The sequence below is a fragment of the Pseudoalteromonas luteoviolacea CPMOR-1 genome, assembly GCF_001625685.1.
GTDB lineage: Bacteria > Pseudomonadota > Gammaproteobacteria > Enterobacterales > Alteromonadaceae > Pseudoalteromonas > Pseudoalteromonas luteoviolacea_K.
This window is the reverse complement of the sequence record NZ_AUYC01000032.1, coordinates 20,220-41,928: the sequence shown is the minus strand read 5'-3', so window position 1 is coordinate 41,928 and position 21,709 is coordinate 20,220. Positions and strand designations below refer to the sequence as shown.

Genomic DNA, 21,709 nt, shown 5'->3' with positions numbered 1-21,709 from the left:
CGAATTAAGAAGCGCTCGATACATCGACACTGAGCGCTTCATCACACAACTGTAACCACTCTGCTAGCAATTGTTTGTCCCCTTCAGAAATAACCCCCGCTTCACAGGCTTCTCCCAATTGCTCTGTCACCGATTTATCGTATAACTTCACACCCTGCTTTTTTTGCCATCTTAAGAAGTCGTGATACGCAGAGGTCACTTTTTTCGACAAACTCAGTGCCGACTCCAACTTTTCTAACCCAAGCATCTTTTGACTAGGACATAATGCGCTGATCCTTAATCGCGTAGTGTGGTTTTCATATACACTCGCACACAATGCTTTGACCTGCTCATCAGACATCTCTTGAGCGCGAGTGCCAAAAGGGAAAAATATACGCTTAGCGATGCTTCGAAACCCTCTAGGTAAAAAGTTATCGACAAAGCTTTTCATCGCGCGACTGTAACTAGATAAGTGATAAGACATCGCAACGTGCAGCAACGGTAAGTCCCCACACTGATGCCCATCATCCTCATACTTTTTCAAAGCACAAGATGCTAAATATAAATGACTGAGCATATCTCCAAGCCGAGCCGACTGCATCTCACGATATTTGAGCTTTCCACCAAGCTTCAACATGGCGATATCACTTAAAGAGGATAACACTTGGCTGTACCAAGTCAGTTTTTGATAATAACGGGCCACATCACCGCTCACAGGGCTTCGTACAAATCGCCCTACAGTGAGTCCATTGAGCAAGGCTTTTACTGCATTTTTGCCTGAGTGAGCGATATGCTCAACAAGTAATTTATCGAATACCTTCAAACCCTGCTCAGGATCTGCCATCTGCGCCGCTTCCATCTCTTGCAAAATAAAAGGGTGACAACGACTCGCCCCTTGACCGAATATCATCAAGTTGCGGGTGAGTATGTTAGCACCTTCGACTGTGATGCTAATTGGCATGCCAGCATAATGGTTAGCTAAATAGTTGAGCGGCCCTTTTTGTATTGCCTTACCACCATGAATATCCATCGCATCATTGATCACCATTCTTGCTTGCTCTGTTAAATGATATTTGGCAATGGCCGTTATCACCGATGGTTTTTTCTTCAAATCCACCGCAAGCGCCGTGTTCTCTCTCGCGGCTTCAATACTGTAAGTTAACCCATAAATTCGAGCCGCCGCACTTTGTACCCCCTCAAATTGGCCTATTGGCTGCTTAAACTGATAACGAAGTTGACTATAAGCTGACGTCGATTTTGCGCATAACTGCGCTGTACCGGCGCTCAAAGCAGGCAGAGAAATCCCTCGCCCTGCACTTAGGCAAGAGACAAGCATGCGCCAGCCTTTTCCTACGCCACTTTCACCTCCAATCACCCAATCAAGGGGAATGAAAACGTCCTTACCAGAAGTCGTACCATTCATGAACGCCAGACCCATTGGGTCATGACGCCCTCCTTGTGTAACCCCTTTATGTGAAGTTGGGATCAGTGCACACGTAATGCCGCGCTCAACTTGTTCGTCCAGTAATTTATCTGGGTCATACACTTTAAAAGCCAAGCCCAGTACATCCGCCACAGGGGCAAGCGTAATATAACGCTTCGACCAGGTCACCTTTAAACCCAATACTTCTTGACCTTCGAACTCTTGACGACACACCGTCGCATGGTCTGTGATCCCACCGGCATCTGAACCTGCATGCAACGACGTCAATGCAAAACATGGCAATACTTCACCGCTTGCCAATTTTGGTAACCACTGTTCCTGCTGTGCCTGTGTGCCAAAGTGTAACAGTAATTCCGCAGGGCCCAAGCTATTTGGCACCATCACTGTAACTGCGGCTGACAAGCTACGCGTCGCAATAGTAGACACAATGACAGAGTTAGCCTGAGCACTAAATTCCTTTCCCCCAAAACTTTTTGGAATAATCATCGAGAAAAAGCCTTTTTCACGCAGAAATTGCCATGTTTCTTTGGATAAATCGCCCCGAGCCGTGATGTCAGTCTCGTCAAGCATCGCCATCAACTCTGACAATTCGTTATTTACAAACGCTTGCTCTTCATCTGATAAGCGAGGTTTACCTGACTTCAACCACATGTTCCAGTCAGGCTTGCCGCTAAATAAGCTGGCATCCCACCATGTATCCCCGGCTTTCATTGCTTCTTTTTCAGTGTCAGAGAGTTCAGGTAAAGCACACTTAAAATAATTAAATGTCGGTTTTGAAATCCATTTTAGGCGTATATCTTTTACCGCGAATATAACCCAAACTGCAATAATTAATAATAAAATTAGCCACATGAGCGTTGTTCCCCAACTAAGTATCAAAGATAAGTATGGATGAAAAACACGCTAACTCAATAATTCACTCGCTTTGTTGATCTAGAAGTAAAATCAGCGGTTTTGAGTGCGATTTCCCTTCTGGTTTGACGTCATATAATTGAGCACATTAGCAGACGCTGCTATCATCACCGCTCTATATAACAGAAAGTGAAAACACAATGTCAGCAAAATTTAAACTCAGCCTAAGCGCAATTTTTGTCGCTGGGGCACTCTCACTGAGTGGCTGTAACTCTACAACAACGACAGAAAAACTAACTGAAAAAGACGCTGAAATATTCCTAGCCGAAGCCGAAAAACAACTACAAGATTTATCTGTTAGAAGCGGCAGAGCAGCATGGATTTACGCTAATTTTATTACTGAAGATACCGCCGCGCTATCGGCAGAAGTAGGCAGAGAGTACACAGCAGCGCTGGTTGCACTTGCTAACGAAGCCGCTAGATTTGATGACTTAGAATTAAACTACGATAACCGCCGAAAGCTTGATAAGTTAAAGCTTAACTTAACACTCCCTGCGCCTAAAGATCCGCAAAAGACCGCACAGCTTGCAAAACTATCTGCTGAACTAGATGGCCTCTATGGTAAAGGTAAGTACTGTAATAACGGTACTTGTATGAGCCTAGGTGACATGACAGCTAAAATGGCCACGAGCCGAAATTACGAAGAGTTGTTAGATATCTGGCAGGGCTGGCGCGAAGTATCAAAGCCTATGCGTCCGCTTTATAAAGACCTTGTGTCATTAGCAAATGAAGGCGCTAATGAGTTAGGTTATGCTGACACTGGTGCAATGTGGCGTAGCAAATACGACATGCCAGCAGATGATTTTGCCAAAGAACTCGACCGTATTTGGGGTCAAGTGAAGCCGCTGTATAACTCGCTACATTGCCACGTGCGCGCAAAGCTTGGCGAAAAATATGGTGAAGACAAAGTACCACAAGACCAGCCTATCCCTGCACACCTGCTAGGTAACATGTGGGCGCAAACTTGGGGTAACGTGTATGACTTAGTGGCACCAGAAAATGCCGACCCAGGTTATGATTTGACCCAGCTTCTTAAACAGCATAACTACGATGCAATTAAGATGACCAAAGGCGCTGAGAAGTTCTTTACCTCTATGGGCTTTGAACCCCTACCTGATACTTTTTGGACACGTTCACTATTCTTAAAGCCACAAGATCGTGATGTTCAATGTCACGCATCTGCTTGGAACTTGGATAATAAAGATGACCTGCGCATCAAAATGTGTATCCAGCAAACCGGTGAAGAATTCTCAGTTATTCACCATGAGTTGGGCCATAACTTCTATCAACGCGCCTATAACAAACTGCCTCTTTACTATCAAGAAAGTGCCAATGATGGTTTCCACGAAGCCATTGGTGACACCATCGCACTATCGGTTACGCCGGGTTACTTGAAGGAAATCGGTCTACTTGAACAAGTACCGGATGAATCTAAAGACATTGGCTTATTGATGAAAATGGCGATGGACAAAGTTGCATTCATTCCATTTGGTCTGCTCGTCGACCAGTGGCGCTGGAAAGTCTACTCAGGTGAAATCAGCCCAGAGCAATACAACCAAGCTTGGTGGGAACTACGTGAAAAATATCAAGGTGTAAAAGCGCCGGTAGCACGAACAGAGAATGACTTTGACCCAGGTGCAAAATATCACGTACCGGGTAATGTGCCATACACTCGCTATTTCTTAGCACATATCTTGCAATTTGAATTCCACAAATCACTATGTGAAATTGCAGGTAGTAAAGAAGCAATCCACCGCTGTTCAGTTTACAACTCAAAAGAAGCTGGTGAGCGCTTGAATACCATGCTTGAAATGGGTAGCAGCCGTCCTTGGCAAGAGGCCCTAGAAACAGTAACAGGTAATCAGCAAATGGATGCGACTGCAATTCTAGATTATTTTGCGCCTTTACAAGCTTATCTTGATGAGCAAAACAAAGGTCGTCAGTGTGGTTGGTAATAATTAACTAAAACACCATAGCGCAGCACCTTGCTGCGCTATTTGTTTCTACTGCCATATTCTGCAACACTTTTTTGCTTCCTCCTCTGATAAATTCAAGCTAATGTATTGATCCGAATGAGGAGATCTTATGAATTTTCAACGCACTTGGTTATTTGGCCAATTTGAGCTTACGCGTCTATTTGCCACAAAGCGTGGTTGGCTCGCTATTACCGCATTTTTTCTTGTCTGGCTTATGGTCTTGCGCTATCCCATCTATAACGCGGTACCATATATTAATAGCTATGAATTTTCAGACATTGTCGGGCAAGTCGCAGGCACCGTCGGTCTGTCTGATTTAATATCCTGGCCTGAAGCAGAGCTTGCAATGTTCTGGCTCATTGGCCTATTTACTTTCCCTATGTTCGCTGTATTTGTCACCGCAGATCAAACCGTCGAAGATAGAAACAGAGGTACTTTAAGGTTTTTAACCATGCGCAGCACACGACTAGAAATATTACTTGGTCGATTTGCAGGGCAAGTGATGATACTAGGGTCACTTATCGCCCTTGTCACCATAGCAACACTTGCCATGATGCTCTATCGAGATGCGAGTTTACTGCCATCAGCTGTGACTAAATCCGTTGCGATTTGGGGCAAGCTGCTACTGACCTGCCTCCCCTTTATTGCGCTGATGAGTTTACTAAACCTTGTCACTAACTCAGCAAGAATGAGTATCGTCTTTTCGATATTGTTTTTTACTTTAGTGGCGTCTGTGATCAGCTATCTCGGCGTGCAGTATCCAATGCTTGACTGGTTAAATTACCTTATACCTGGGCATCAAGTTACCGAGCTTACCGGTTGGCGAAATACCCCTGTATTTGCTTATTTACTCCCAGCATGCCAAACACTGGTGTTGCTTGGTATTGGACATGTGTTACTAAAAGGGAGAGATTTATGAGTACAGTGATTGAAGTAACCTCTTTGAGCAAAACATTTGGTACAAAACAGGCGCTGAACAATGTTGCATTTAAGATAAACAAAGGCAGCACGGTGGCGTTAGTTGGCCCAAACGGAGCGGGTAAAACAACTTTATTCAGCATTATTTGCGGATACTTAAAACCAACTAACGGGTCAATTAATGTCCTTGGTCACAACCCCGGCGATGCTAATTTGTTTGGCAAGATCTCCGCACTGCCTCAAGATGCGCAACTTGACCCAAAATTTTCAGTCGCAAAGCAACTGAGCTTCTTTGCTCAGTTACAAGGTATGTCGAACAAAGCGGCCGAAGCTGACACACTGCGCGTGTTAGAACTAGTCGACTTAGTCCATGTTGCCAACTCAAAAACTGCCGAGCTATCTCACGGCATGCGAAAACGCGTGTGTATTGCACAGGCACTACTGGGCAACCCCCAAATTGTGCTGCTTGACGAAGCCACCGCCGGACTAGACCCGAAAAATGCCAAAGCAATCCGTACCCTCATTGCATCTTTACAAGGTGATATGACGTTCATTTTGAGCTCACACGATCTCAGTGAACTCGAGCGACTCTGTGATACCGTGCTTTATCTGGAGCAAGGCCAACTCTCAAGCCATCAAAGCGATCTTTACCAAAGTGAACAAGGCAGCTTTGTTACTTTGCAAATGCTTAATCTAGACACACCAATGAAAGATAAAATTGCACAGCTCAGTGGTGTAAAAAATATCAAACAAACCCAATCTGATGAGCTTGTTATTGAATATGCCAAGCAAGATGAGCCGTTTGATTTATCTTTACTTACCCTGATCCATGAAAACAGTTGGACTTACAAACAACTGGTCAACGGCAGAACACTTGAAAACCAATTATTTGTTGATTAACAACATCATTAAACGTATTACGGACAATGCTGTGTGTATTTACTTACAAATGAGACATATATGAAAACACTCAGGCTGGTCCGTCATGCAAAATCAAGCTGGAAAGACTCATCCCTTGATGACTTTGATAGACCACTCAAACCAAAAGGCATTGCTCGGGCAAATAAACTAGCAGCCACGCTCGGGCCATTGCCAGATACGCAAATTGTGACAAGCCCAGCAAAACGCGCAATAGACACTGCCAAAATTTTACACCACGGCTTGGCGTCCAAAAATGTTCTGCTGCGTTGCAATGCGCTCTATACCTTCGACCCAGAGTCATTAATAGACGCAATTATGCAGTGTGATGAATGTTTTAATGATATTTGTATTGTCGCCCATAACCCTGCTATCACAGCTGTGGCAAACCTCTTGGGCGCACCTAATCTCAATAATGTTGTGACGTGCGGCTATGTTGAATTGAGCCTCAACACATACAGCTGGGAACAGGCCGCCACTACAAAAATCAATTATATTAGACACTTATATTTAGATTAAGACTTGACCACCCTTTTTTAGGAACTAGTATATTTGGTAAATAACATCGTAAGGAAAACCATGCAGTTTGTTCAACTAACTAGTCAAAGTACAGGACTTGCAGCGCTATTTGATGAAATTGATACGTTAATGAATAGCCTCTACCCCGCAGATGCCAACGATCTAGTGCCTATCGACGAAGTAGATAATTCCAATACTTATCTTATCGGTCATTACCATGAAGAGGAACTCGTCGCCTGTGGCAGTTATATCGTTAAACAAGATTACGCGGAATTAAAGCGCATTTACGTCAAGCCCTCTCAACGAGGTAAGGGCTTGGCAAAAGCCATCGTACAACACCTCCTCACGAAGGCCAAAATACACGGGCTCAAGCAAGTCAAACTCGAAACCGGCGATCAACAACATGCTGCAATTAAGTTATATGAAGCGCTTGGATTCGAATTCTGTGATGCGTTCGGGCAATATAATCAAGAGCCCTCTTCAGTTTTTATGCAGCTTTCATTGAAACATTAAATACATACCGAAAAGTGCTTGCTAATGCGAGCTTCACTGTATCTAATACGCCAATAACACAGTACACAACGAAGTGAAAACGAACAATGAAAACAGCAATTGTACTGGGCGCGACAGGCCTAATTGGTAAGAGCTTGGTACAGCAGCTTGCAGAGCAAGCAGAAGTTGAAAAAGTCGTCGCCATTACCCGGCGACCCGTTGATTATCCATCAGATAAGATAACAAACCAGGTGGTCGACTTTGATAACCTGAGTCAATTCGCCCACACTTTTCAAGGTGATGTGCTGTTCTCTTGCTTAGGCACCACCAAAAAACAAGCTGGCTCGATTGCAAAACAAAGAATCGTCGACTTAGACTATCAACTTCAAGTTGCTAAACTTGCCGCCCAAAACCAAATCAAGCACTATTTTTTAGTCTCTTCCAGTGGTGCCAATGCAAATAGTCACAGTCCATACCTCCAAATGAAAGGTGAACTTGAGCAACAGGTGAAGCAGCTGCACTTTGATACGGTCAACATCTTTCAACCTTCATTACTTATAGGGCAAAGATCAGATATACGCATAGCGGAAACCCTCGGAAATTACCTGTTACCGACTCTCTGTAAACTGCCTTGGCTGAAGAAATACCGACCAATCTCTGGGCAACAAGTTGCGAAAAAAATGGTGGCTGTGGCTATGACAGAGCACAAAAGAACACAAACCTATGCATTGGATGTGCTGTTCGATTGCTAACAGTAACCACTAGGCGGGACGTGATTGCTTTTATGGCAGTGATGAACGGGTATTGGTTAAATGCGATTGACATATGCTGTGTGCAAAATGATAAATGTCCCAATCACCTTGACGTTCAATATCAGCCACTGAAAAATTTACGACTCACGAGCACTTCATCAAACGCATCGTCAGCCAATCTGGCGCACCGAGCTTAGTTTAAACTTAATTACGGCCAGTCTGCGTAGCGTAGCCTGCGCACTCACACTGAATCTCAACACCTTGAACACGTACCCGCCACCTAAGCTTAGTGTCTGACTTTTTAGTGTTTGCGTTAAATTTATGGGTAAGATTACGCGTACAGGCTGATTTTTCTTTTACAGATAGCGACGCTGTTGAAACCACCAATGGATACCCCTGCTCGACACATGCCCCCATGACAAACTTATTTTCGTCTTGCATCACATTGTAAACACCATTCGACATATTGGTCTGGGTCACTTTTTTTGGCTGGTTTTCATTGCTTTGCGAGTTCTGATTACCCTCACACCCAATTAACATCGCACACCCCAAGATCCACAATGGCATCCGTAGTGCTTTATCTCGCTCCTTGATTGGCATATTAAATTCTCTCATCTTAGGCCTGCATAACTTAGATATTAGTGTAGAACCCTCATGCAGTTGTGCCGTTAAATTTCTTCATCTACCGTGACTTTTCCTTTAAAAGGTACTTATTAACATGCAAATCATTGGTTTCACTCCTTCTTAACCTTGCTGTATACTAGTCCCCAATCCCTCGTCAAGAATGCAAAAGTAGATCAATTTCCGAGAACAGCATGACCAATAACGCTTCGAATACCGCCCTTATACAAGAACTCAAGTCTATCGTTGGTAATAGCTTTGTACTGACTGATAACACAAAAAAGCAGCCATATACCAAAGGATTTCGTTTTGGTTCAGGCGAAGCACTAGCAGTAATAAGACCCGCTACTTTATTGGAAATTTGGCAAGCACTTAAAGCCTGTGTTACCGCTGACGTCATTGTTATCATGCAGGCAGCCAATACTGGCCTGACAGGTGGGTCAACACCCGATGGCAAAGATTACGATCGCCCGATTGTCATCATCAGCACTATGCGCATTGATAACATCCAGCTTATCGACAATGCCAAACAAATTGTTGGCCTAGCAGGTAGCACGTTATTTGGTCTAGAAGACACATTGGCCCCCCATGGCCGTGAACCGCATTCTGTTATTGGTTCATCATGTATAGGCGCTTCCATCGTTGGCGGGATTTGTAACAACTCAGGCGGTGCATTAGTGCAAAGAGGCCCAGCCTATACTGAGCTGTCTTTATACGCGCAAATAGACGAGCAAGGAAACTTATCACTGGTTAATAATCTCGGTATAAACCTTGGAAATACGCCCGAGGAAATTCTGACTAATTTGCAAGAACAAAATTACACAGATGCCGATGTGCAATTCCCAGAGCTGCGCGCATCCGATGATGAATACCATGAGCGTGTCAGAGATGTGGATGCAGATACCCCCTCGCGATTCAACAATGATGGACGTCGTCTTTATGAATCTTCAGGTTGTGCTGGTAAACTCGCGGTCTTTGCAGTGAGATTAGACACTTACCCAGTGCCCGAAAAGCACCAAGTATTTTATGTTGGCACTAACGATCCTGCCGTTTTAGCGCAAATACGTCGCGACATTTTATCTAAGTTTGACAACTTGCCGGTATCAGGCGAATACCTGCATAGAGACTGTTATGACGCCTCGAAGAAATACGGTAAAGATACCTTTTTGGTCATCGACAAACTCGGTTCTAAATACATCCCCAAAATGTTTGGGATCAAACGCACCGTGGATCGCATTGCTGATAACTTTAAGTTTTTACCCAATAAGTTTTCTGATCGCATCATGCAATACTTAAGTTACTTATGGCCTAATCACTTACCAAAGCGCATGGATGAATACCGTGACCGTTATGAACATCACTGGATTGTAGAAATGAGCAATGATGGTGTAGCTGAAGCCAAGGCTTATTTTGATGAGTTCTTTAAAACCAATGAAGGAAATTACTTCGAGTGTACCGAAGAGGAAGGTGAAAAAGCCATTCTGCATCGTTTTGTCGCCGGTGGCGCGATTGGCCGAATGCAAACCATGAATAGCAAAGAGATGGGGGCAATCATGACCATTGATGTTGCATTCCCTCGTAATGAACAAGACTGGTTTGAAAAATTACCCCCAGAAATTGACGAGCAAATTGCTGTAAAGCTCTATTATGGCCACCTTTTCTGCCATGTTATGCACCAAAACTACATCATGAAACCGGGTGTGGATGCAAAAGCCGTCAAAAATAAAATCTTGGAAACATTCGACAAGCGTGGCGCTGAATATCCAGCAGAACATAACGTAGGACACGAATATTTCGCCAAAGACGCATTAAAGTCTTTTTATAAAAAGCTTGACCCGACGAACTCATTTAATCCGGGGATCGGCAAAACCAGTAAATGTAAACACTGGCATGAACCTACTGATAAATAATCTTTTTCGCTGCAATACTTAATCGGTATTGCAGCACACCTCTTTCAATACTCACCACTGAGTTAAATGACACTTTATTCGCGATGAATAAAAATATTTATATAATCTATTTGCAATATTTTTGATACACTATATCGCTATTAGAAATATTCAAGTTATTAGAATTATGAATCACACTTTCAAATCCAGTGCACTTGCACTATGTGCGCTACTTACTAGTGCTTGTAACGCAACCAACCCAAACGAAAAGCCACAAGATACAGGGCTGCGTATTGTCACTTGGAATATTGAACATCTAGCTGCTGACAACAGCAAAGGTTGTAAACCTAGAACAGAGCAAGAGATCACTGCTTTACAACACTATGCAAAATCACTTGATGCTGATGTTATCGCCTTTCAAGAAGTCGGCTCTATTAAAGCGTTAGAGACTGTGTTTGATAAGTCGCAGTGGCAACTCATTTTATCTGACAGAAAAGACAGCCCAAGCTACACATGTCGTGGCAATGGGTTGACATCAACACAACAAAAAGTGGCTTTTGCTGTTAAAACGTCCCTAAACGTTGAAAAAGTCGTTCATCATAAGCAATTTTCTGACATTCAAATGGGCTTAAGAAGCGGTTTAGAAGTCCAAATTGGCTATCAAGGCAAAACTATTGACCTGCTGAATGTGCACCTGAAAAGCGGCTGCTTCGTAGATGACTACCGTCGTTCAGACAAAAGGTCATGTAAATTATTGGCCAAGCAAGTGCCATTACTGGATAACTGGGTTGAAACAAAAAGTGCTGAACAAGCGAACTTCATCGTGCTTGGAGATTTTAACCACAGGTTAACCGCACCATATAACCGCGTGAGTCGCGACCTGTACCACCCTAATGGACTTGCAGATAAGGCACCAAATGACTTGTCTAAAGCGACTTTCTTTAATGCCAACCAAATGCTGACTGGGTGTCACCCGTACTACCCAGCACCAATCGACCACATTTTGGTATCAAATACATTGAAGCAAAAATATGTTCAAGGCAGTGTTAAGTTTCACTACTTTGACAATATGAAACCAAAAGAAATGCTCAGCGACCACTGTGCATTGAGCATTGATTTAAACTAAGTTTAGTTTTGAATGCTGGCGGACAACTCACTGCTGTCCGCCTATATTTTACTTTTCTAACTGTTCAATCACATTCAATACAGACTTAAACACACGTTTGTTTGCCAGTCCAATATGTTGATTTACCGCCGCGCCATAAGCACCAAAGCGCACCACAACCAGTTCTTTGGACGGAATAATAACCAGATACTGACCTCGATGACCACGCAATGACACCGTATCTTTTGGTAATCTAGGCAACCAAAAGCTCATATCATTCAACCACAATTGACCACCGTAATGTTTATCCACGCCATGACTCATCATCACCTCGTTTAGCCAAGCTTCAGAGACAACTTGTACACCTTGCCAACGTCCTTTATTGATAAATAACTGACCTATTTTGAGCCAGTCATGCACGCTCATAAACATCCTAGCACCGCCTCTTAAGTTGCCTGCTTCATCGAACTCAGCGATTGCATTATTAATACCTAATGGTGCAAATAAATGTGTTTGGTATAAGGTGTTGAGTGTTTGAATATCCCCGCCTGATGCATCCATCAAAGCTCGGCTCAATAACTGAGTTGTGCCCGTGGCATATTCAAATTTACTCCCTGGCTGATAAGCTTTCGGCAACTGCGATACGTAATTAACCGAGTCTCCAGTGTGATACCACATAGGTGCTAAGTCTTCGTAACCTTGGACATCAGGGGTTTCAGCCCATTTTACGCCAGAACTCATATTCATCAGATTTTGTACAGTCACTGCATGCTCACCAAAGCGCAGTGGTTGATGCAAACTGAGCTTTCCTTGGTCGACCAATAATCCGGTCAATAATCCTGTCAGTGTTTTAGCCATTGACCAACTTAGCATCCGTGAATCACCATGGTGATATGCATCATACTGCTGTGCAACCAACTGACCTTTATACATGACAGCCACAGCAAAAGTATTATCACTCCAAGTGTAGTCCTTGTGATTAGTCGCAAAAAATGACGCTAAAGACACATCATCACGCAGCGCTTTTTCTACCGGTGTACTTGGTGTTTGCGCTGGAAAATCAAGATCCGCTGTTTGCGCATACAGTTGTGCCGGCGTCAAGTCATGAAGTAATGTACAGCCCAAGCCTTCACGAAAGACAGATGTGCGAGTGAGCGTCATACCATCTACTTGAGTCGATAGCGAGACCTGTTTAGCTGTACTATCAACGTCTATAAACAATTCACCGGATACAGCCCCAAGTGCCTCCGGGATCACTCGCTGTTTAATAAATTCAATCGGCTCGTCAGAAATAAAATGCCTAGAGCACAATTGATTAGCACTATAGCCTAGCAACACATTGGGATCCGACTTACAGCCGCTCAGTAACACAAGCGATGCAATTCCCCCCAGCAAAAATTTAGTCTGTTTCATATTTATACCTTTTATTATTCTTCTGTGTTATGACGAATAACTGAACAATAAATACAAAATACAGACAGGCTAGCTGATGACAGCTCGCTTTGAGAGGCTTAATTGCTCACGCTGCACTACACAATAGGCTAATAAACCTATGCCTAATAACATATTCGCAAGCGCAAGCCCCCACACGATGCCTGTGAAGCCCGCGATATAAGCACCAAAAAATGCAAATGGAATAGACAAGCCAAATAGTCTGATAATACTGACATTCAACGCTGCCATGCTGCGACCAGTGGCATTACAACAACTCACATACAGCATGGCTGCGGCCAGCGCAATATATGACAAAGGTAATACGGTTAAAGCAAGTTCAATGGATTGACTCACAAAGGTTTGTTTACAAAACCCCACACCTAATAAATCTGCAGCAGAAAAAAGGACAACAGACACCATCAATTGCCACACAACACAGGTCAAAATAGATAATTTGATCCCGCGTCTTACACGCAATGATTTTTTGGCTTCCCAATTTTGCCCAACAAAAATAGGTAATGAAGTCGTCAGTACCATGGGCAATAGCAAAGCGAGAGGCTCCAAGCGCATCACAACACCATATGCAGCAACCGCCTCACTGCCTTGTGAAGCGACAATAACCATCAAAACCGACTGCGCAATAGGCGTAAGCAACTGCATTGACACGATTGGTGCCAAAAGGCGTGTTAAACAACGAAAGCCCTGACGGCTTTGCACTGACAGCAAATTAATCTTGATAGAAATATTTTCTTTAACGACCAGTGAATACAAAGCCCAAAAACACCCAACGGATGCCGCTACTAAATGTGCGATGCCTAATTTTTCCAAGCCAGTTAACGCTATATTGGACGTCGCCCAAGGTGAAAACAATCCCGCACTGACACTCACTTGAACAGAGGCAAATACCACTAGCAAGTGTGCCGCAGCGCGCATGTTACCGAAAGCCCGCAAAACGCCAAATATAACCATGATAAGGAAGAAAAACACCACAGCAGCCAAACGATACTGCATATAACTACGCAGGGAGGCCCACACATCGCCTCGTTGAGGAAAATCTGCAAAACCAAGTAAGTTTAATATGGGTAATAAATTAAACCATATACACAGCGCTAATATCGCACCAACCAGCGTGGTAAAAATCAAACTCACCGCGGCCAATTCCTCAACATGTCGAGCTTGCGTCAAACGCGTTGCTACCACAATGCCAAGCCCAATCGCAAAAGCGAACAAAGTTGCTTGTATTGGCAGCGTAAAGCTCATTGCAGTTAACTCTTCAACGCCCAATCGAGATGCAAAATAGAGCTCTATCAGATCAGCACTAAACAGCGCTAAAATTGCCCATAACATTGGAATGGTTAGTTGTTTAAGTACTGCACTGGTCGACCCCGTTAAGATCCAGCGCTTTCTAACCGCTCTAGCCCGCTGTTTTAAACATGGTTGGGCGGATGGACTTGTTATAAAACCCTGTGTTCGACTACTTGCCATAATGCGAGGTTCACTCCTTGCTTTTTATTCTTTATAACGACGGATGCTATTGTTTTTAATTATGATTTCAAAATAGCTGTTCCATGTAAGAATCAAGACCTACAAAGTGCGACATAGTTCCCCAAAAAAACTTTAAAGTCGACCAAATAGCTTATTATTCGGACAAGCCACAACCGCATATGTTCACCTCGCAATACCACACTTTTCAGAGTAATAAAAAAGCGTCATACTATGGCCAGTAACCAGTCAGTTAAGTAGTCAGTTCATGGTACACAAAGCCACAGCATCCATTTCTTCTCCTTGTATTCGCAATTGTTGTCTTGATGATAAAGACATATGTGTTGGATGTATGAGACACATTGATGAGATTGTCGGCTGGGGTAGCAAAAGCACACTGGAAAAAGAAACTATTTTGGCGCGCTGTGAGCTTAGAAAACGAGAAAAAACAGAACAAAAACCCTGATCTACTCTCACCAACTCAAAGACATAAAGTCGCCTTATATCGTCATGCAGGAGAGCCCCTAAAAAACACCGGCTTTGCAAAAGCCACTTTTTAAATATAAACCCTTCTAGCAGAAAACTTGGAGATGAAGTAATCGTTCCCATCCTTGTTCGATACACAATTAATGACCTGCCACAGCGCAGGCAATAAAGTTATGATTATAAACGTAAGTCTTGTCAGCAGAGGTGAAATGAAATTCGAAAAAAACCTGAGTTTCAAATGACTTTATTCTAAAGTACATTTAAAAACCCTTTTAAACTACTTTGTTAAATGAAATAGCTTAAAAACATAACGCAAACGACCTTATAAAGTGCTCTCAACCTTATATATCAAACCATTAAAAAACCAAACCGATATTCTTATCACAATGATTAAATACATATTTAAAACAAAATATACTTCCCAATAAAAAACCCTCAGTTATTAATCAATTAACTTATCAAGTTTGATAAAAAAGTCGTTGAAGGTAGCCGACATATCTTCAGAGTGTTCTTGGATCTGTTGCAAATCATCCTTGGCGCTATCTAATGTTTCTCTCAGGGTTTGCTCTTGAGCATCACTCACCCCAAAAGACATCATGGAATCTTCTACATCAAAAATAAGTCGCTCAACTAACTCTTGGCATGCGCTATTATAATTTTTAAAGACTAACTCAATATCCTCTAAATCTTTACTGGCAACCTGACTTAACTCCCTAAGCCCCTTATTTTTAGCCTGAATTGCTTTAATATTTGTTTCAAGGCTTTTTAACCTCGCATCCGCACCTCGCACAACTAAAGCTAAAATATCATTAAAACGACCATATTTTTCTTCATCGTCAATTGGCATATTTTTAATCAATAACGAACAATAAGCGCTGTTAAAAAAGCTGCGTTTTTCAATATTAATCACAGTCTTACTATCTCGACCTTTTTTTAAGAGCTCACTCTCCAGAGGGTTAATTGCGCCACAATTACTGAAATCACGAAACTCCCCTAATAAACCCAATTGAACCGACGCGTGTAAATGCAAGTTTTGACAAGTCGTTAAAATAGCCGTAGATAAATCAGACAGCGTATTGCATTGATAAGAGTTTTCTATGAATTCAAGACACAGCCCTAATTCACTGCAACTGGTAATTGCAGTCATAGTGACTTCTTCAGCCACTTCACAGCTGACCTTTAACGTGTCGATTTCACTGCTGTATTTCACCAGACGTTCAATGCGAAAGCTTAACTCTTCGACATCAAAAGGCTTGGTGATATAGTCATCTCCCCCCGCTTTAAAGCCTTCTAGCTTGTCTTCGACATCATCTTTAGAAGACACAAACAAAACGGGAGTCTGAGAGTTAGAAGGGGCATTTCGAATTGCTTTACAGACCTCATACCCATTCATACCAGGCATAACAACATCTAACAAGATGGCATCATATTTTCGCTCATTAAACAATGCGAGCGCCTCCTCCCCGTTGTACGCTGAAAAATACTCGTGAGCTTCACCTAACATTGTTTTAGCAATGTCATGATTTACTTCGTCATCATCGATTAGTAAAATTGAGTACGACATACGCCCCCCAAAAGTGCCTAGTCTCGATATTTCTGAGAAATATCAAAAAATACATCTTCTTTTGCTAAAAATTCATCCAATAGCTCTGGATCAAAATGACTGCCTCGCCCTTCTCTCATGATGGCAATCGCTTTATCATGCTCCATCGCATCTTTGTAAACACGTCGACTAATAAGCGCGTCATACACATCAGCAATAGCCATCATGCGGGCACTGAGCGGAATGTCTTCACCTTTTAACCCCTCAGGGTAACCCGAACCATCCCATTTCTCATGGTGGTAATGCGAGATCTCTTTCGCTGTTTGTAAAAAGCTATCCGTTTGCCCTAACGCCGACTCGGCTGTTTCAATGGCATTACGACCATACACGGTATGGCTTTTCATTATTTCAAATTCATCAGCGGTCAACTTTCCGGGCTTTAGCAAAACGTTATCCGGGATCCCCACCTTGCCGATGTCATGTAGTGGTGCTGACTTGTAAAAGTTATTGATTATTTCCGGTGTTAAGATCTCTTTGTACTTATCTTTCTCACATAAAATCGTTGCAAGTAGTTTGACATACAGTTGTGTGCGACGAATATGATTTCCGGTTTCCTGATCCCGTGTTTCTGCCAAGCTTGCCATGGCCTGTATCGTCACGTCCTGCAAACGTGACATTTGCTCTGTCCGCTTTTGAACTTCTTCTTCCAAATAATCATTTTTGTTTTTCAGAATATCTTTGGACTCTTTGTTTAACAGGTGAGTATTTAATCTAGCCAGCAAAATTGGTGGGCTGATTGGCTTATTAATGTAATCACAAGCGCCCAGTAGGAAGCCCTTTTCCTCATCTTCAACACTGGTTTTTGCGGTTAGGAATATGACAGGGATTTCTCTATGAATATCATGAGATTTCAGGTATTTAATCACTTCATAGCCATTCATTTCTGGCATAACCACATCAAGTAAAATAATATCTACATCGTTTTTTTCAACCACAGAGATTGCTGCTTCACCACTTTTTACCGCTAAAACACGATATTTGTCTTTTATGATTTCAGTCATGAAAGCCAAGTTTTCTTTCACATCATCCACCACTAACACCGTTTTAAGCTGTTCCATAGTCTCTTCTATACGTTTTGTTGCACAAATGTTCACCACACTCAAAAATATAGGTCTATTATTACTGAAACGCCAAGCACGGACTGGATTAGATGAAAAATTTAAGAGTCAGCTTCTTTATCACTTTCTCGATAATGCTGCTGGTTAGTATCGGGATCTGGCTTATGTCACATTACGTGCGCACAGAGGTCAGTGCTCTATCAGAAAAACAAACCCAGTTATTTAAGCTCACCGAGCTTTCCCATGAACTAAAGCTCAGTTCAGATAACTTAACTAATTTTGCAAGATCTTACGCTGTAACAGGCAATGATAAGTGGCAGCAGTTATTTAGTTACACACTACTAGTCCGTGATGGGAAAGTGAGAGCCGAAAATGCCAACACCTATGACTATTGGGACAGCCTAGCTGCACCTCACTCCAGCGTCCCAGAAATCATTAGAGTCAATGATGGGCATAATATTATTGAACGTTTTCAGCAACTCGGCGCACAAGACTTTGAACTGTTGCAAATGCAAAACGCGCTCTCTACTTCTAATTCACTTGTTAGCCTCGAACGACGCGCATTTAATGCCATTCAAGGTATTCATAAAGACACTTATGGAAATTGGGTTAAAGACTCAGATCCTGATTTAATTAGCGCTCAAAAAATTCTTTTTAGTGATAATTACTTAGTCGAAAAATCTAAAATTATGTCAGCCATCGGTGAGGCGCATAGGGCCATTACATCTAGGCTAACTGCAGAATTAGAGAGCCACCAAAATAGCCTCAATACCGCATACATGATGCGGAATATTTTTAACTTAATACTGCTGTTAAATATAGCACTGTCATTTTACTTACTCTGGAAGCTGTACATTAACCCTGTCGCTTCAATTCAAAAACAAGTCGTCAGTAATGTTGAGCAAGGTAATTACAATTTCACGCTCGACGAATCCGTTAAGGGGGATCTCTCTGATTTATCGAAATCGATGAACAAATTACTCAATGACCTGTCTGAGCAGCTTGAATTCAACACCATTATGAAAGATTTTGGCCTTGCACTCAGAGGCAAGAAAAACCCCAATGATTTAGGTGAAGAGCTACTGCAATTTTTGGAGCAGCGCTTATCGGTGCCATTGTTGGGTTTGTATGTTTTTGAAGAACAAAAAGTACTCACTCGAGTAGCTGGTACAGGCTACAGCAGTAACTGCGCTAGAACCTACAGTAATTATGACTCAATTCACTTTCATGTTTTAAGTACGCAAAAGCCTTACTCGATGAAATTTGAAAAAGAGCAATACGCCATTGAACTCAATGGTGAAAAGCTCTCTATTTGCGAACTATATTATTTTCCCTTGGTGGTTAGTAATGACAGCATCGGGTTACTCGAGCTCGGTAGTCTTGTTGAGTTAACTGACCAAGACTATAAATGGATAAAATCTGTGATCAATGATTTAGCTGTCAGTTTACAGTTAACCCAAAACATCGACTTACAGTCAAAAGCAGAAAAGCGCATTGTCGAGCAACTAGAGCTCAACAAAAAAATCCTCGATGCTATCCCCAGCCCAATGTACTACAAAAATAGTTCAGGCAACTATTTAGGCGTCAACAGTGTATTTCATCAGTACTTTGGCACCTTTGATGCGGACGTACTTGATGCCACAGCAGAAGATATTTTTAATTACGACATTGCCCAAGTGTTCGAGCAATCTCACCAAGATCTTATTGATGGGAAGTCTAACCAACACTATGAAATAAAAATTGAAAACTCCGAGGGTGAGCCTCGTAATTTTATTGTCTATGAGGCGGTGTTTACCAATGCAGAAAACCAATTAGCCGGTGTCGTTGGTTTACTGCTGGATGTGACTGAGCGTAAACAAATGGAGCTTGAACTGAGGCTCGCTAAAGATAAAGCCGATGAAATGAGTACTGCAAAAGGCGAATTTTTAGCAAACATGAGCCATGAAATTCGTACCCCTATGAACGCCATTATTGGTATGAGTCACTTAGCCCTTAGAACAGAGCTCACAACTCAACAGTCTGGCTACATTAACAAAATAGACCAAGCGGCAAAAAGCTTACTTGGCATTATCAATGATATTCTGGACTTTTCAAAAATCGAGTCTGGCAAACTAGAAATTGAAAATATCGACTTTTCTCTGCAAGAAGTGATGGACAACGTGGTTAATATCAATGTTATCCGAATGCAAGAAAAAGGCTTAGAGATGCTATTAGACATCGCGCCAGATGTACCGATAAGTCTAGTTGGCGACCCTTTAAGATTAGGTCAGGTACTCATCAACCTCTGTGGCAATGCCATTAAATTCACAGAACGAGGTGAGATCACTATTTGTGTGACCACCATCGAGCAATTAGATGAGCAAACCACCCTCAAGTTCACCGTTAAAGATACCGGCATCGGTATGTCAAAAGAGCAGCAGAACAAGCTATTTAAAGCCTTTTCACAGGCCGATGGCTCCATCACACGTAAATATGGCGGTACCGGTCTCGGTCTCAGCATCTCGAAAAAATTGGTAGAGTTAATGGACGGCACTATAGGCGTGCACAGCGAGCAAGGGCAAGGTTCTGAATTCTTCTTCACCATTCGCTGTGGCTTACAATCAGCTAAATTAACTAATGTTATTTGTCCAGATAGCCAACTCGCTGGCAAACATGTGCTGGTCGTTGATGACAATGAGAGTGCGCGTGCCATTTTAACCAACCTTCTCAAAGCAATGAAGTTCCAAGTCACTTGCGCAGCGAGTGGGTCCGGTGCCGTAGAACTCGCGCAAGGCAGCGACTTTGATATCATATTTATGGATTGGAAAATGCCCCATATGAGCGGCATTGACGCCATTCAACATATTCGGGCGCTCGAATTACAAAAAGAACCCAAATACGTGCTTGTTACCGCTTATGGCACAGACATCGGCATGAACTCTGAAATACATGATCTGATAGATGCCATTATACTCAAGCCAGTCAACGCATCCGTATTACTTGATGCAATCATGGAGTCATTCCAATTGAGTGGTCAATCCATCAATTCTGCCACTCAAGAGACGCACAGTGATGGTGTTCCTTCTTTTGACAAGCAAAAAGTACTACTCGTAGAGGACAATAGTACCAATCAAGAAATTGCCAATGAGATGTTAAGCTCATTAAATTTAGACGTTACCATTGCTGACAATGGACAAATCGCCGTTGATAAAGTGAAGAACAACCAGTTTGATATTGTTTTGATGGATATTCAAATGCCCGTTATGGACGGATACACAGCGACCAAAAAAATCCGCGAGCTCAGCCAATTTGATAAGTTACCCATTGTCGCCATGACCGCAAATGTGATGAAAGAGGATTTACAAAAATGCGAATCGGCAGGCATGAATGGGCATATAGGTAAACCAATTAATTTCAATCAAATGGCTGAGACTGTACATCAGCACTTATACGGTAAAACGGCCACAACTAAGCAAGCCGAACCGCTGAATATTCCCCCCAAAAAAGCTGAACAAAATAACAAACAACAACCAGCAGTAAAACTGGAAGGCGTCGATATTGAGCGTGCTATTAAGCGTTTAGGGGGTAATGAAAAAGCGTTCTGGAGTATCATTAAAAAGTTTGCCAGAAATCAGATCGAAGAGACTATTAACCTAAACCAAGCGCTTGTAATCGGCGACTTAGAACACGCTGAACGCATTGCTCATTCACTCAAAGGAGCCAGTGCAAACTTATGTATTGATCAGCTATCTAAGCAGGCTTCGGACATTGAAAGTGCCATTTCCAAGCAGCAAAGTGTAGACCCTGTAGATGTTGAAGCGTTAACTGACTTTTTAAGAAATTTACATAAGCAATTAAGTGAGTTGCAAACAGAACAAGCGCCACCCCCTCCCTCGTCCAATGTTGTCAGCTTAAAGGTAACAAGAGACGACTTTTTAGAGCTTGAAGAGCTTTTACTTAGCTGCGACACCCAATCTGTTGAAAAAGTACATGAGCTTAAAGCAAATCATAAAATTAGTGAGTCTACCTGTAACCAGCTCATTGAATTAATTGAAGATTTTGAATTTGATCAGGCCAGAGAGGTCATAGCAAAATTGTTAGAGCAATCTGCTTAAGATTTCGCTACATCACATGTAGTCGTA

General features: G+C 42.4%; 16 protein-coding genes. 10 read left to right on the top strand and 6 right to left on the bottom strand.

The window, feature by feature from the left end; translation table 11 throughout:
- Nucleotides 1–4: 4 nt before the first annotated feature.
- A complete protein-coding gene (locus N473_RS13875; RefSeq protein ID WP_063368435.1) occupies nt 5–2,275 on the bottom strand; it encodes an acyl-CoA dehydrogenase in 2,271 nt (756 codons plus the stop codon).
- Nucleotides 2,276–2,475: 200 nt separating this feature from the next.
- Between N473_RS13875 and N473_RS13870 the strand changes: the two genes are divergently transcribed.
- From N473_RS13870 to N473_RS13845, 6 genes are all read left to right on the top strand, one after another.
- Entirely contained in the window at nt 2,476–4,290 is a 1,815-nt protein-coding gene (locus N473_RS13870) for a M2 family metallopeptidase (protein ID WP_063368434.1), read from the top strand.
- A 130-nt stretch (nt 4,291–4,420) separates the two neighbouring features.
- Nucleotides 4,421–5,230: an ABC transporter permease gene (locus tag N473_RS13865; protein ID WP_063368433.1), complete on the top strand. Its 810-nt coding sequence runs from the start codon at nt 4,421–4,423 to the stop codon at nt 5,228–5,230.
- The gene (locus N473_RS13860) at nt 5,227–6,129 is read left to right on the top strand and encodes an ABC transporter ATP-binding protein (protein ID WP_063368432.1); all 903 of its coding nucleotides are present in this window, start codon (nt 5,227–5,229) and stop codon (nt 6,127–6,129) included. The genes N473_RS13865 and N473_RS13860 overlap by 4 nt, the downstream gene beginning before the upstream one ends.
- A gap of 60 nt (nt 6,130–6,189) precedes the next feature.
- Nucleotides 6,190–6,666: a SixA phosphatase family protein gene (locus N473_RS13855; protein ID WP_063368431.1), complete on the top strand. Its 477-nt coding sequence runs from the start codon at nt 6,190–6,192 to the stop codon at nt 6,664–6,666.
- A 60-nt stretch (nt 6,667–6,726) separates the two neighbouring features.
- Nucleotides 6,727–7,179, top strand: a complete 453-nt coding sequence (locus N473_RS13850) for a GNAT family N-acetyltransferase (RefSeq protein WP_063368430.1) — start codon at nt 6,727–6,729, stop codon at nt 7,177–7,179.
- 86 nt (nt 7,180–7,265) lie between these two features.
- Nucleotides 7,266–7,910 (top strand): NAD(P)H-binding protein, encoded by a 645-nt coding sequence (locus N473_RS13845; protein WP_063368429.1) that lies wholly within the window; start codon nt 7,266–7,268, stop codon nt 7,908–7,910.
- Between the two features lie 204 nt (nt 7,911–8,114).
- Here N473_RS13845 and N473_RS13840 read toward each other — a convergent pair whose 3' ends face one another.
- Nucleotides 8,115–8,525, bottom strand: coding sequence for a hypothetical protein (locus tag N473_RS13840; protein WP_155735613.1), 411 nt, complete (start codon nt 8,523–8,525; stop codon nt 8,115–8,117).
- Between the two features lie 200 nt (nt 8,526–8,725).
- On the opposite strand from N473_RS13840, the gene dld reads away from it, so the two are divergent.
- Nucleotides 8,726–10,441, top strand: coding sequence for a D-lactate dehydrogenase (gene dld / locus N473_RS13835; protein ID WP_063368427.1), 1,716 nt, complete (start codon nt 8,726–8,728; stop codon nt 10,439–10,441).
- 166 nt (nt 10,442–10,607) lie between these two features.
- Nucleotides 10,608–11,546 (top strand): endonuclease/exonuclease/phosphatase family protein, encoded by a 939-nt coding sequence (locus N473_RS13830; RefSeq protein WP_063368426.1) that lies wholly within the window; start codon nt 10,608–10,610, stop codon nt 11,544–11,546.
- Between the two features lie 48 nt (nt 11,547–11,594).
- On the opposite strand, the gene N473_RS13825 is transcribed toward N473_RS13830, so the two are convergent.
- Both N473_RS13825 and N473_RS13820 read right to left on the bottom strand, forming a co-directional pair.
- Nucleotides 11,595–12,938 (bottom strand): serine hydrolase domain-containing protein, encoded by a 1,344-nt coding sequence (locus N473_RS13825; RefSeq protein ID WP_063368425.1) that lies wholly within the window; start codon nt 12,936–12,938, stop codon nt 11,595–11,597.
- 69 nt (nt 12,939–13,007) lie between these two features.
- On the bottom strand, nt 13,008–14,444 hold the full coding sequence (locus tag N473_RS13820; RefSeq protein ID WP_063368424.1) for an MATE family efflux transporter: 1,437 nt from the start codon (nt 14,442–14,444) through the stop codon (nt 13,008–13,010).
- A gap of 265 nt (nt 14,445–14,709) precedes the next feature.
- On the opposite strand from N473_RS13820, the gene N473_RS26940 reads away from it, so the two are divergent.
- Nucleotides 14,710–14,907, top strand: coding sequence for a DUF1289 domain-containing protein (locus N473_RS26940; protein ID WP_081221177.1), 198 nt, complete (start codon nt 14,710–14,712; stop codon nt 14,905–14,907).
- Nucleotides 14,908–15,369: 462 nt separating this feature from the next.
- Here the strand turns inward: N473_RS26940 and N473_RS13810 are convergent, their stop codons facing one another.
- The gene (locus tag N473_RS13810; RefSeq protein ID WP_063368422.1) at nt 15,370–16,491 is read right to left on the bottom strand and encodes a response regulator; all 1,122 of its coding nucleotides are present in this window, start codon (nt 16,489–16,491) and stop codon (nt 15,370–15,372) included.
- Between the two features lie 17 nt (nt 16,492–16,508).
- Complete coding sequence (locus N473_RS13805) at nt 16,509–17,588, bottom strand: HD-GYP domain-containing protein (protein ID WP_063368421.1); 1,080 nt, start codon at nt 17,586–17,588, stop codon at nt 16,509–16,511.
- A gap of 92 nt (nt 17,589–17,680) precedes the next feature.
- Here N473_RS13805 and N473_RS13800 point away from each other — a divergent pair, with 92 nt between their 5' ends.
- Complete coding sequence (locus tag N473_RS13800) at nt 17,681–21,682, top strand: PAS domain-containing hybrid sensor histidine kinase/response regulator (RefSeq protein ID WP_063368420.1); 4,002 nt, start codon at nt 17,681–17,683, stop codon at nt 21,680–21,682.
- The last annotated feature ends 27 nt before the right edge of the window (nt 21,683–21,709 follow it).